This window comes from Streptomyces sp. NPDC004788, assembly GCF_053601115.1.
Genome location: NZ_JBSGBF010000039.1, coordinates 19,287 through 31,730 on the forward strand (window position 1 = coordinate 19,287; position 12,444 = coordinate 31,730).

9 protein-coding genes are annotated in these 12,444 nt (G+C 71.4%); 7 read left to right on the forward strand and 2 right to left on the reverse strand.

The features are described 5' to 3' along the window. Positions 1 to 20: 20 nt before the first annotated feature. Complete coding sequence (locus ACWEJX_RS19040) at positions 21 to 1,028, forward strand: helix-turn-helix transcriptional regulator (protein ID WP_451608587.1); 1,008 nt, start codon at positions 21 to 23, stop codon at positions 1,026 to 1,028. Here ACWEJX_RS19040 and ACWEJX_RS19045 read toward each other — a convergent pair. After that, positions 995 to 2,470 (reverse strand): MFS transporter, encoded by a 1,476-nt coding sequence (locus ACWEJX_RS19045; RefSeq protein WP_451608588.1) that lies wholly within the window; start codon positions 2,468 to 2,470, stop codon positions 995 to 997. The genes ACWEJX_RS19040 and ACWEJX_RS19045 overlap by 34 nt on opposite strands. A gap of 52 nt (positions 2,471 to 2,522) precedes the next feature. On the opposite strand from ACWEJX_RS19045, the gene dusB reads away from it, so the two are divergent. The 6 genes from dusB (at position 2,523) to ACWEJX_RS19075 (ending at position 11,615) form a co-directional block, all read left to right on the forward strand. Further along, complete coding sequence (gene dusB, locus ACWEJX_RS19050; RefSeq protein ID WP_451608589.1) at positions 2,523 to 3,659, forward strand: tRNA dihydrouridine synthase DusB; 1,137 nt, start codon at positions 2,523 to 2,525, stop codon at positions 3,657 to 3,659. A 366-nt stretch (positions 3,660 to 4,025) separates the two neighbouring features. After that, positions 4,026 to 6,737, forward strand: coding sequence for a pyruvate, phosphate dikinase (ppdK, locus tag ACWEJX_RS19055; protein WP_451608590.1), 2,712 nt, complete (start codon positions 4,026 to 4,028; stop codon positions 6,735 to 6,737). A gap of 542 nt (positions 6,738 to 7,279) precedes the next feature. After that, positions 7,280 to 8,332 carry a helix-turn-helix domain-containing protein gene (locus ACWEJX_RS19060; RefSeq protein WP_451608591.1) on the forward strand — a complete coding sequence of 351 codons (1,053 nt, stop codon included), beginning with the start codon at positions 7,280 to 7,282 and terminating at the stop codon, positions 8,330 to 8,332. Between the two features lie 9 nt (positions 8,333 to 8,341). Further along, positions 8,342 to 9,430 (forward strand): hypothetical protein, encoded by a 1,089-nt coding sequence (locus ACWEJX_RS19065; protein WP_451608592.1) that lies wholly within the window; start codon positions 8,342 to 8,344, stop codon positions 9,428 to 9,430. A gap of 47 nt (positions 9,431 to 9,477) precedes the next feature. Further along, entirely contained in the window at positions 9,478 to 11,085 is a 1,608-nt protein-coding gene (locus tag ACWEJX_RS19070) for a right-handed parallel beta-helix repeat-containing protein (RefSeq protein ID WP_451608593.1), read from the forward strand. 107 nt (positions 11,086 to 11,192) lie between these two features. Further along, on the forward strand, positions 11,193 to 11,615 hold the full coding sequence (locus ACWEJX_RS19075; RefSeq protein WP_451608594.1) for a VOC family protein: 423 nt from the start codon (positions 11,193 to 11,195) through the stop codon (positions 11,613 to 11,615). Positions 11,616 to 11,631: 16 nt separating this feature from the next. Here the strand turns inward: ACWEJX_RS19075 and ACWEJX_RS19080 are convergent, their stop codons facing one another. Beyond that, on the reverse strand, positions 11,632 to 12,396 hold the full coding sequence (locus tag ACWEJX_RS19080; protein ID WP_451608595.1) for an SDR family NAD(P)-dependent oxidoreductase: 765 nt from the start codon (positions 12,394 to 12,396) through the stop codon (positions 11,632 to 11,634). Positions 12,397 to 12,444 lie beyond the last annotated feature (48 nt).

Sequence of the window (12,444 nt, forward strand, 5' to 3'; positions counted from 1 at the left end):
CGCCCCTGCACCCTGGGAGCATGACCCTGATGGTGACCGAGACGTGGACCGACGCCCCGACGCGGACCGAGACCGGGCCGCCCAGCGACACCGACATCCGGCGCCACGAGCTCGCCGCCTTCCTGCGCAGCCGGCGCGAGCGCATCACGCCCGAGCAGGTCGGGCTGCCGCGCGGGCGGCGCCGCCGCACCCCGGGGCTGCGCCGCGAGGAGGTCGCCCAGCTCTCCGCGGTCGGCGTCACCTGGTACACGTGGCTGGAGCAGGCCCGGCCCATCCAGGTCTCCCCGCAGGTCCTGGACGCCCTCGCCGACGCGCTCCAGCTCGACCCGACCGAGCGCACCCACCTCTTCGCCCTCGCCGGACAGGCCGATCCGCACCCCGAGGCCGCCTGTCCGACCGTCACGCCCGCTCTGCGCGCCCTGCTCACCCAGCTGGAGCCGATCCCCGCCTGCGTCCAGAACGGCCGCTACGAGTACCTCGCCTACAACCGCACCTTCGGGCGGCTCTACTGCGACCTGGAGAAGCTGCCCCGCGAGGACCGCAACACCCTCTGGCTGGCCTTCACGAACGACGACTTCCGCGCCGCCGCGGCCGCCGAGCTGCCGGAGGTGCAGCGCGCCATCGCCGGCAAGTTCCGCGCCGCCATGGCCGAGCACCTCGCCGAACCCGCCTGGAAGGCGCTGCTCAGGCGACTCCAGGACGCCTCGCCGGAGTTCCGCGAGATCTGGGCCCGGCACGACGTCGTCGACTCGGGCGGCCGGGCCAAGGTCGTCCGCAACGCCCACGTGGGGCTGCTGAACGTCGAGCACACCAACCTCTGGCTGGGCCCGGCCGCCGGCTCCCGCCTCATCACGTACGTCCCGCTCGACGCGGAGTCCCGGGCGGGGCTCGAACGCCTTCAGGCCCTCGTCCTCGCGGAGGAGGCGGCGGTCGACCGGGCGGCAGCCGAGCGGCCCGAGAGCGCCCGGCCCGAGAGCGCCCGCCCGGCGGGCGCTCAGCCCGAGGACGCGGTCGTCGCCGCCGCCTGATCCGCGCCCTCCGACTCCAGCCTGCGGGCCGTCCGCTCCGCCGTGCGCCGCGCCCACCGCCCGCTGGTCAGCGCCCCGGTGACCAGCACGCACAGACCGCAGCCGGTGATGATCCAGTACGCCGGCCTGCTCGCCGCCACGAAACCGTCGAGGTGCGCCGAGCCCGTCCCGTACGGGGCCGAGCCCAGGCCCGCCGAGAGCACCGCGCCCGCCACCGCGACGCCCAGCGTCTGGCCGATCTGCCGGCTGGTCGACGCCACGGCCGCCGCCACGCCCGCCTGGGCGCGGGGCATCCCGGACACGGCGGTGTTCGTGATCGGGGCGTTGACCAGGCCGAAGCCGATGCCGAACACCACGTACCCGACGAACAGCAGCGGCGTGCTGGTCTCCGCCTCGAAGGCGGCGAAGAGCAGCGCCCCGGCCGCCATCGCCGTCCCGGCGACCAGCAGCGAGGGCCGCGGGCCGCGCGCGCCGACCAGGCGGCCGGAGAGCGGCGCGAAGACGAAGGTCATCGCGGCCATCGGCAGCATGAAGAGCCCCGCGTGCAGGGCGGACAGGCCCCGGACGTCCTGGAGGTAGAGGGTGTTGAGGAAGAGGAAGCCGCCGAGCGCGGCGAACGCGCTGATCGCGATCACCGTCGCCCCGCTGAACGGCGCGCTGCGGAAGAACCGCAGATCGATCAGCGGCTCCGCGCGCCTCGGCTCGTAGACCAGGATCCCCGCGAGGGCGATCGCCGCCACGACGGTGAACGGCAGGCTGTACTCGATGATCGCGTACGTGAGCGAGCCGAGCAGCGCCGCCACCAGGAGCTGGCCCACCGGGTCGGCGCGGCGGGGGCGCGGCGCGCGGGACTCGGGGACGTACCGCAGGGTCAGGACAAGGGCGACCAGGGCCACCGGCAGGTTCACCCAGAAGATCGCCCGCCAGCTGACCGCCTCCACCAGGAGGCCGCCGACCAGCGGGCCCGCCGCCATGGAGACGCCGACCACCCCGCCCCAGACGCCGATGGCGCGGGCGCGGGCGGCCGGGTCGGTGAAGACGTTGGTGATGATCGACATGGCGACCGGGTTCAGCATGGAGCCGCCGACGGCCTGCACGGCCCGGAAGGCGACCAGGGTCTCCAGACTCGGCGCGAGGGAGCAGAGCAGCGAGCCGAGGGCGAAGACGACGAGCCCCGTGGAGAAGACCCGGCGGCGGCCGATCCGGTCGGCGGTGGAGCCGGCGAGCATCAGGAGCGAGGCGAGGACCAGGGTGTAGGCGTCGATGACCCACTGCATGCCGGCGACGGAGGTGCCGAACTCGCGCCGCATCGAGGGCAGCGCGACGTTCAGCGCGGTGTTGTCCAGGCTCACGATCAGCAGGCTCATGCAGCAGATCGCCAGGACGAGCCGTCGGCGGCCGGGCGTGAGCTGCTTCGTGAGCTGCTTCGTGAGCTCTGGCATAGCCGGATAGTACGGCTGTCTAAAGAGTTGCGCGGTGCGCGACAATGGGCGAATGACCGCGTTCTCCCCTCTCGCCATCGGGCCGCACATCGTGCAGCCGCCGGTGGTGCTCGCGCCGATGGCCGGCATCACCAACGCCCCCTTCCGCACCCTCTGCCGTGAGTACTCCGGCGGCAAGGGGCTGTTCGTCAGCGAGATGATCACCACGCGGGCGCTGGTCGAGCGCAACGAGAAGACGATGCAGCTCATCCGCTTCGACGCGTCCGAGCAGCCGCGCTCGATCCAGCTGTACGGCGTGGACCCGGTGACCGTCGGCAAGGCGGTGCGGATGATCGTCGACGAGGACCTGGCCGACCACATCGACCTGAACTTCGGCTGCCCGGTGCCGAAGGTGACCCGCAAGGGCGGCGGCTCGGCGCTGCCGTACAAGCGGCCGCTGCTGCGGGCGATCCTCAACGAGGCCGTGGCGAACGCGGGCGACCTGCCGGTCACGATGAAGATGCGCAAGGGCATCGACGACGACCACATCACGTATCTGGACGCGGGCCGGATCGCCGTGGAGGAGGGCGTCACCGCGATCGCCCTGCACGGCCGGACCACCGCCCAGCACTATGGCGGCACGGCCGACTGGGACGCCATCGCGCGGCTGAAGGAGCACGTGCCGGAGATCCCGGTGCTGGGCAACGGCGACATCTGGTCGGCGGACGACGCGCTGCGGATGATGCGCGAGACCGGCTGCGACGGCGTCGTCGTGGGCCGCGGCTGCCTGGGCCGGCCCTGGCTCTTCGGCGACCTGGTGGCGGGCTTCGAGGGCACGGGCGGCTACGCGCAGCCGGGGCTGCGCGAGGTCGCCGACGCGATGGTGCGGCACGCTCGACTTCTTGGCGAGTGGCTGGGGGACGAGGCCCGCGGTGTCATCGACTTCCGCAAGCACGTGGCCTGGTACCTGAAGGGCTTCTCGGTGGGTTCGGAGATGCGCAAGAGCCTCGCCGTCACCTCCTCCCTGGACGAACTGCGCGCTCAGTTGAGCGAGCTCGACCTGGACCAGCCGTGGCCGGTCGGCGCGGACGGCCCCCGGGGTCGTACGTCCGGAAACAACCGGGTTGTCCTGCCGGACGGCTGGCTGAAGGACCCGTACGACTGCGCCGGAGTGAGCGAGGACGCCGAGCTGGACACGTCCGGGGGGTGAGATCGGGGTCTCTCACGGGCGTTTTCGGCGAGTGATCCTCGCCACCCCTGATAGGGGTAGCGCTCAGATGAGCAGGTTACAAACCCCTCTCGCGCTTGAAGGGTGGCACTGGGTGCCACCCTTTTTGCGTTCAAGAGTTGAACGCAACTGCTCCATTCGGCGCTCATGTGAGCGCTGGAGCCCTGCATTGAGTCAAATGAGCTTCGGGCCCTGAAAGCGGAAGCTACTGGTCAGTTACTTTCGATGTGCTGGCGGACGGGTGGTTAAGACCGGGTGACCGCTAGGCGTACCTCCCCAGACGCCTTCGATCTGGGTATGTTCCTCGGCGTCAGGGCAGCCAACCGAGTCGTCGAGGAGTCGTGACCCGTGTCGGAAATCAATGATCAGAAGTTCGTCTACGACTTCACCGAGGGCAACAAGGACCTGAAGGACCTGCTCGGTGGCAAGGGCGCCAACCTCGCCGAGATGACCAACCTCGGCCTGCCGGTGCCCCCCGGCTTCACGATCACGACCGAGGCGTGCAAGGTCTACCTCGAATCCGGCTCCGAGCCGGCCGCGCTCCGCGACGAGGTCACCGCGCACCTCGACGCGCTCGAGCAGCAGATGGGCAAGAAGCTCGGCCAGGCCGACGACCCGCTGCTCGTCTCGGTCCGCTCCGGCGCCAAGTTCTCGATGCCCGGCATGATGGACACCGTCCTGAACATCGGCCTCTCCGACACCTCCGTCGAGGGCCTCGCCGCCCAGGCCGACAACCCGCGCTTCGCGTGGGACTCGTACCGCCGCCTGATCCAGATGTTCGGCAAGACCGTCCTCGGCGTCGACGGCGAGCTCTTCGAGGAGGCCCTCGACGAGGCCAAGGCCGCCAAGAAGGTCACCAGCGACACCGACCTGGACGCCGCCGACCTGAAGAAGGTCGTCAAGCAGTTCAAGAAGATCGTCAAGAGCGCGACCGGCCGCGACTTCCCGCAGGACCCCCGCGAGCAGATGGACCTCGCCATCGAGGCCGTCTTCAACTCCTGGAACACCGACCGCGCCAAGCTGTACCGCCGCCAGGAGCGCATCCCGGGCGACCTCGGCACCGCCGTCAACGTCTGCTCGATGGTCTTCGGCAACCTCGGCCCGGACTCCGGCACCGGTGTCGCCTTCACCCGCGACCCCGCCTCCGGCCACCAGGGCGTCTACGGCGACTACCTGCAGAACGCGCAGGGCGAGGACGTCGTCGCCGGCATCCGCAACACCGTGCCGCTCGCCGAGCTGGAGTCGATCGACAAGAAGTCGTACGACCAGCTCATGGAGATCATGTCGACGCTGGAGACCCACTACAAGGATCTCTGCGACATCGAGTTCACCATCGAGCGCGGCCAGCTGTGGATGCTGCAGACCCGCGTCGGCAAGCGCACCGCCGGTGCCGCCTTCCGCATCGCCACCCAGCTCGTGGACCAGGGCCTCATCGACGAGGCCGAGGCGCTGCAGCGCGTCAACGGCGCCCAGCTCGCCCAGCTGATGTTCCCCAAGTTCGACGAGAACGCCAAGGTCGAGCAGATCGGCCGCGGCATCGCCGCCTCCCCGGGCGCCGCCGTCGGCAAGGCCGTCTTCGACTCCTACACGGCCGTCAAGTGGTCCCGCTCCGGCGAGAAGGTCATCCTCATCCGCCGTGAGACCAACCCGGACGACCTGGACGGCATGATCGCCGCCGAGGGCATCCTCACCTCCCGCGGCGGCAAGACCTCGCACGCCGCCGTCGTCGCCCGCGGCATGGGCAAGACCTGCGTCTGCGGCGCCGAGGAGCTGGAGGTCGACACCAAGCGCCGCCGCATGACCACCGCCGCCGGCGTGGTCATCGAGGAGGGCGACGTCGTCTCCATCGACGGCTCCACCGGCAAGGTGTACGTCGGTGAGGTACCCGTCGTACCGTCCCCGGTCGTCGAGTACTTCGAGGGCCGCATGCACGCCGGCGCCGACGACGCCGACGAGCTGGTCCAGGCCGTGCACCGGATCATGGCCTACGCCGACCGCGTCCGCCGCCTGCGCGTCCGCGCCAACGCCGACAACGCCGAGGACGCCTCCCGCGCCCGCCGCTTCGGCGCCCAGGGCATCGGCCTGTGCCGCACCGAGCACATGTTCCTCGGCGAGCGCCGCCAGTACGTCGAGCGGCTCATCCTCGCCGACACCGACGAGGAGCGCGAGGAGTCGCTGAAGGCGCTGCTCCCGCTGCAGAAGCAGGACTTCGTCGAGCTCTTCGAGGCGATGGACGGCCTGCCGGTCACCGTGCGCCTGCTCGACCCGCCGCTGCACGAGTTCCTGCCCGACATCACCGAGCTGTCGGTGCGCGTCGCCCTCGCCGAGGCCCGCAAGGAGCCGCACGAGAACGACCTGCGCCTGCTCCAGGCCGTGCACCGGCTGCACGAGCAGAACCCGATGCTGGGTCTGCGCGGTGTCCGCCTCGGCCTGGTCATCCCCGGCCTGTTCACCATGCAGGTCCGCGCCATCGCCGAGGCCGCCGCCCAGCGCATCGACGCCAAGGGCGATCCGCGCGTCGAGATCATGATCCCGCTCGTCGGCACCGTCCAGGAGCTGGAGCTGGTGCGCGAGGAGGCCGAGGCCGTCATCGCCGAGGTCCAGGCGCAGACCGGCGTCGAGCTGAAGCTCGCGCTCGGCACCATGATCGAGCTGCCGCGCGCCGCCGTGACCGCCGGTCAGATCGCCGAGGCCGCCGAGTTCTTCTCCTTCGGCACCAACGACCTCACCCAGACGGTCTGGGGCTTCTCCCGCGACGACGTGGAGGCCAGCTTCTTCACGGCCTACCTGGAGAAGGGCATCTTCGGCGTCAGCCCCTTCGAGACCATCGACAAGGACGGCGTCGGCTCCCTGGTCCGCCAGGCCGTCGAGGCCGGCCGCGCCACCCGCCCGGACATCAAGCTCGGCGTCTGCGGCGAGCACGGCGGCGACCCGGAGTCGGTGCACTTCTTCCACGAGGTCGGCCTCGACTACGTCTCCTGCTCGCCGTTCCGGATCCCGGTGGCGCGCCTGGAGGCCGGTCGCGCGGCGGCCGAGGCGAAGGGCAGCGACAGCCGCTGACGCCGCCGGGCCGTCATCGGCCCGAAGACCACCGGAGCCGCCGTTCGTCCCCGACCCTCAGAACCGATGGGCGGCGGCTCCGGTTTCCCATAGAGACGGGGCGGACACCTTGTGCGGAGGTGTCCGCCCCGTCGTATTTCGTCCCGGCGATCCCGGTGCGGGTCGTTGCATGATCGTTGGGGAAATGTGAGTTCTTGTTCAACTGCATGTGCCAGTGGTGCATTGAATTATTCGTCGTTGAACATTCGCAAAGAATGAGACGGGCGCGGCCCCCGGATCCCCACCCGGAGGCCACGCCCTTTAACTGTGTCGGGCGGGTGAGCCGCAACCTCGCCGACCGCCGCCGGACACGGCAAAGCCCCCCACGGTCTTCGTCGCGTCACCTCGGTCCTGAAGGTTTCCCGTCCGACGGCCACAGCTTTTCGGTTTCCGGCCGTTCGCCGCGAGGCTTTTCAAGTGTGGCTGAAACACCCTGGTAACGTGCAGTGATGCTGTGCATACTCGTCGTCGGGGGTGGTTGCGAGTGCACAGGTGGGGGTTCCATGCTGCGGATTCATTTCACCGGAAACGACTTGGCGGGCGTCCGGATGGCCGCCCGGCCGGACGTTCTGTGGGAAACGATTCTCAGTTTTCACCGTTTAAGGGACCGGCGCGGCTCGGTCGTCTACGGCGACTGGCGGGCCGAGGCCCGGACCCGGGTCGGCGCCGAGACCCGGGTGCTCGCCGCGCTCGTCCCGGGTCGCGGCTACTTCCCGGACTTCCTCACCCCGCCCGAGGGCGTGCTCGGGCTCGACGAGGGCCTTGACGCGATCCGCGCCACGCCCCCGGTAAGGCTGCACACCGAACTGGCCCTGATCGGCGCCTCCCGCGCCGGCCGCCCCGCCGTGCCGTCCGCGCTGCGCGCCCTCGCCGACGGCGGCACCGCCGCGTTCGGCCGGATGCTCGACGCCCTGCGCGGCTACCACCGGGCCGCCGTGGAGCCGTACTGGACGCACGTCCAGGCCCGCTTCGAGGCCGACCGGGCCCGGCGCGGCCGGGCCCTGCTCGACGGCGGAGCCGACGAACTCCTCGCCTCCCTGCCGCCGATGCTCCGCTGGCGCAGCCCCGTCCTGGAGGCCGACTACCCCGTCGACCGGGACGTCCACCTCGACGGACGCGGACTGCTGCTCCAGCCCTCGTTCTTCTGCCGCGGCACCCCGGTCGTGCTGCGCGACCCCGGCCTGCCGCCGGTCCTGGTCTACCCGGTCACGCACTGCGAACCGCCGACCGTGCGCGCGCCCGGCCTGCCCTCGCTCGCCAAGCTCGTCGGCCACACCCGCTCCGCCGTGCTCAGCGCGATCGGCGACGGCGGCACGACGAGCGAACTGGCCCGCCGGGCGGGCGTCTCGCTCGCCTCCGCGAGCCAGCACGCCGGAGTGCTGCGCGAGGCCGGCCTGGTGGCCACGCTCCGGTACGGCAACGCGGTGCTGCACACGCTGACCCCGCTGGGCGCGGCGCTGCTCGGCGGATCGAGCCACGGCCTGGACGGGCAGTGCTACGCGCGTAGCCGGCGGGCGACGGGGGAGGGACGGGGCGCTGTCAGTGGGGCGCGCTAACTTCGGGGCATGGACTTCGACGCACAGGTGATCGACGCGCTCCCGCTCCCGGGCGGCTCCGCGCTCGTCGGCGGCTTCGCCTTCGAGTACCGGGCGGCCGGGGCACGCCGAGCACTGCTCACGCACGGCGCCGAGCTCGAGGTCCACGACCTCGACGCGCTCCTGGCGGGGGAGCGGGCCCCGGTCTCGGTGTTCCCGCTGCCGTGGCCCGGCTGGGACCGGGGAGTCCATTCGGTGAGCCCGGACGGCACCTTCGCGGTGTTCTCCGGGCAGCGCGCGGTGCGGGCCGTGCGGGCGGACGGCACGACGCTGTGGGAGTACGGCCACGGTTGCTGGGGCCCGGTGCTCGGTCATGCGCACACCGGCGACGAGCAGCAGCTCTGCCAGGGTCTGGAGTCCGGCTCCTGCCGGGTCTCCGACGACGGTCGGACCGTCTGGGCCCATGTCGTCGAGACGGGCGGGGCCGAAGGCGACGAGTGGACGGAGTGCTGGGTCGTCCTGGACGCCGCCGACGGCCGCGAGCTGGCCCGGCTGCCGCTGGACAGCGCCGCCGCCGGCTCGAACCACCTGTCGCACCCCGACGGCGTCCACATGGGTCTCGGCATCGGGATGGGGCAGGACGGTGTCCTCGTCTACTGGGGCCGCTGGGACGGCGAGCGGCTGACGGTCCACGACGGGCTGAACGAGGGGGTCGACCGCATCCTGATGGACGTCCACCCGGCTCACCCGGGCTTCCTGACGATCGAGCACTACGGCAACGACCTGCAGCTGCACGCCCTCGACGGCACGCTCCTGGCCGAGGCGGAGGCGCCGGAGGAAGCCGGCGAGGAAGCCGGTGAGGAAGACCCGTCCCCGTGGGACTGGTCCTGCGGCTTCCTCGACGCCGACACCGTCCTCGCGACCACCGGAGTCGAATACGCGGAGGACCCCGAGAAGTACGGCACCTGGCTCCTGGACGCCCGCACCCTGGAGATACGCGGACGGGTCAGGTACGCCACGGGCCCTGTCGACAGCCTGGTCCGGCCGCTCGGCGACGGCACCTGGCTCACGTACGAGAGCACCACCCAGACCGTTTACCGCTGGAAGATCGACGACTGACGTACGCTCCTCCCCTTGATACCGACATGACATGAGGGGGACGGGGCATGGAACGGCGCGCGTTGATGCTGGCCATGGGCGGATTCGTGGGCGCCGCGGCCTGGGGCGGCGGCGCCGCACCGGCGGCCGCCGCCACCGGCAGCGGGGTGGTCGTGGACGTCACCGCCGCCCCGTACGGCGCCAAGGGCGACGGGACCACCGACGACTCGGCGGCCTTCCAGGCGGCACTCGCCGCGGTGAAGGCGGTGCCGGGCGGCGCGACGCTGCTGATCCCACCGGGCACGTACCCGATCGGGATCAGCCTGGTGCTCGGAGCGGGGACGACCGTGATCGCGTACGGCGCCACGGTCTTCCGCCTCAAGAACAGCGGCGCCCTGCTGAAGAACTTCGACTCCGTCACGCAGGTGTACGGCTACGAGGGCGCGGGCTCCGTCGCCGTCCTCGGCGGCACCTGGGACATGCGCGGCGGCCAGTACACCAACCAGAGCGACGCCATGGGCTTCGCGCACTGCGACGGCGTCCTGGTGAAGGACTGCACGATCCTCGACACGCCCTCCGCGCACGCGATCGAGCTCAACGCGGTCCGCAACGGGGCCGTCGTGAACTGCGTCTTCGACGGCCACCACCCCGGCGACGGCGCGAGCCTGACGACGAAGGAGGCCGTCCAGATCACCTGCGCCACCGAGGGCAACCTGCCCGCCCCGGCCTACGACCTCACCACCTGCGAGGACATCCTCATCACCGGCTGCACGCTGAAGGCGGGCACCACGACCGGGCCGTTCGGCGCGCTGTGCGGCGACCACTGGGGCGCCAAGGGCAAGAGCCACCGCCGGATCCGCGTCGTCGGCAACATCGTCGAGAAGAGCGGCGCGTACGGCGTGCACGTCGCCGACTGGCAGGACTCGGTCGTCGCCGACAACACCATCGACGGCGTCGCCCTGCACGGCGTCTACCTCAACTCGCCGCAGGGCAACGCGCTCAGTGGCATCACCGTCTCCGGCAACACCGTCCGCGACATCGACGGCAGCGGCGGCATCACGGTCAGCGTCCCCAAGTTCAACACCGTGCCCGTCACCTACGGCGCCCGGCACAGCGACCTCACGATCAGCGGCAACACGGTCGAGTCGGTCAAGGGAGAGGCCGCGATCTACGTCTCACGGACCGACGGCGTCACCGTCACCCGCAACACCGTCACCGGCACCGTGCGCCTCACGGACACCGGCAACGCCCAGGGCATCCACGTCCAGGAGTGCCCGAACGCGGTCGTCACCCACAACACCGTCACGGATGTCCAGGGCGACGGCATCGGCCTGGACACGAACGTGACGGGCGCCGTCGTCGCCGGGAACACCGTCACCGGCGCCACCAACTACGGCGTCCACGCGGCGGCCGGCGCCGGCACGATACGCGGCAACCGGGTCACCGGCGCCACCACGTACGGCATCCGGATCACGGGCGCCGCCGACACGATCTGCCAGGGCAACACGATCGGTTCGGTCACCACCGTCTCCGGCACCGCGGCCGCGGCCGTCGCCGTGACCTCCACCTGCACGGGCGTCTGGGTCGTCGGCAACGACCTGAGCGGCCGGGGCGCCGGCACGGCGGCGGTCTCCGACCTGGGGGCCGGCACCACGGTCTCCGGCAACACGATCTGAACTTCTTCCCGGCGCGGCGATGAGTTCTCGCCGCGCCGTCCGTCTTAACTCTCGAAAGCGCTCGCGAAAGCGGCAGCGACACCGCACGACGGAAGAGAGAGCACACCATGGCCCCGCAGATGATCTTCGTGAACCTGCCGGTGAAGGACCTGGATGCCAGCAAGTCCTTCTACGAGAAGCTCGGCTTCTCGATCAACCCGCAGTTCACCGACGAGACCGCCGCATGTGTGGTCGTCAGCGACACGATCTTCGTGATGCTCCTCACCGAGGAGAAGTTCCGGACCTTCACCGCGCCGGGCAAGGAGATCTCCGACGCGACCAAGTCCACCGAGGTCCTCGTCACGCTGAGCGCCGAGAGCCGCGAGAAGACCGACGAGCTCGCGGACCGGGCCCTGGCGGCCGGTGGCAGCCCGGCGAAGGAGCCGATGGACATGGGCTTCATGTACGGGCGCTCGTTCGCCGACCTGGACGGCCACCACTGGGAGGTCTTCTGGATGGACCCTGCGGCCGTCCAGGGCGGTCAGGGCTGAGGTCCCGGCTCGCGCGTCAGGCGGAGACGCCGCCGTCGATCACCAGGTCCGTGCCGACGGCGGAGCCCGCCGCGTCGGAGGCGAGGTAGAGCACCGCCGCCGCGACCTCCTCGGCCGAGGAGATCCGGCCGAGCGGTGACTCCGCCTTCATCCGGACCTCGCGCTCGGCCTCCGTCTCGCCCGGCCGCAGCGACATCGAGGACTCGGACGCGCCCGGGCTGACCGCGTTGATGCGGATGCCGTCGCCGACGTGGTCGCGGGCCGCGGCGCGGGTGAGCGCGGAGACGGCCGCCTTGGAGACCTGGTAGCCGAAGACGCCGGGGATCCGGACGTGCGGGCCCAGGTTGGACGCGATGTTGACGATGGCGCCGCCGCCGTGGCCGCGCATGTGGCCGATCTCCGCCTGGAGCGCGTGCAGCACGCCGGTGACGTTGACGTCGAGCAGGGTGTGCCAGTCGTCGAGGGGGAGGTCGGCCGCGCTGTGGCCGCCGCCGCGGAACACCCCGGCGTTGTTCACGGCCACGTCGAGCCCGCCGAAGGCCGCCACCGTGTCCCGTACCAGCCGGTGCATGTCGGCGGCGACGGTCACGTCGGCGGTGAACGCGCGGGCGGTGCCGCCCGCCGCCGCGATCAGCGCCACCGTCTCGTCGAGGGTGGCGGCGCTGCGGCCGGCGACGGCGACCCGGGCGCCCTCGGCGGCGGCGGCGCGGGCGATGGCCCGGCCGAGACCGGTGCCGCCGCCGGTGACGAGGACGGTGCGGTCGGTGAAACGCGAGGTCATGAGGGTTCTCCTGTCGAGGATCGGGACGGTGCCGGGACGGGTCGGGAC

What these genes read in the sequence shown, in the direction of transcription:
- ACWEJX_RS19040 (WP_451608587.1), top strand. Translation starts at nt 21, where the DNA reads ATGACCCTGATGGTGACCGAGACGTGGACCGACGCCCCGACGCGGACC.
- ACWEJX_RS19075 (WP_451608594.1), top strand. Translation starts at nt 11,193, where the DNA reads ATGGCCCCGCAGATGATCTTCGTGAACCTGCCGGTGAAGGACCTGGAT.
- ACWEJX_RS19080 (WP_451608595.1), bottom strand. Translation starts at nt 12,396, where the DNA reads ATGACCTCGCGTTTCACCGACCGCACCGTCCTCGTCACCGGCGGCGGC.
- ACWEJX_RS19070 (WP_451608593.1), top strand. Translation starts at nt 9,478, where the DNA reads ATGGAACGGCGCGCGTTGATGCTGGCCATGGGCGGATTCGTGGGCGCC.
- ACWEJX_RS19045 (WP_451608588.1), bottom strand. Translation starts at nt 2,470, where the DNA reads ATGCCAGAGCTCACGAAGCAGCTCACGAAGCAGCTCACGCCCGGCCGC.
- dusB (WP_451608589.1), top strand. Translation starts at nt 2,523, where the DNA reads ATGACCGCGTTCTCCCCTCTCGCCATCGGGCCGCACATCGTGCAGCCG.
- ACWEJX_RS19060 (WP_451608591.1), top strand. Translation starts at nt 7,280, where the DNA reads ATGCTGCGGATTCATTTCACCGGAAACGACTTGGCGGGCGTCCGGATG.
- ACWEJX_RS19065 (WP_451608592.1), top strand. Translation starts at nt 8,342, where the DNA reads ATGGACTTCGACGCACAGGTGATCGACGCGCTCCCGCTCCCGGGCGGC.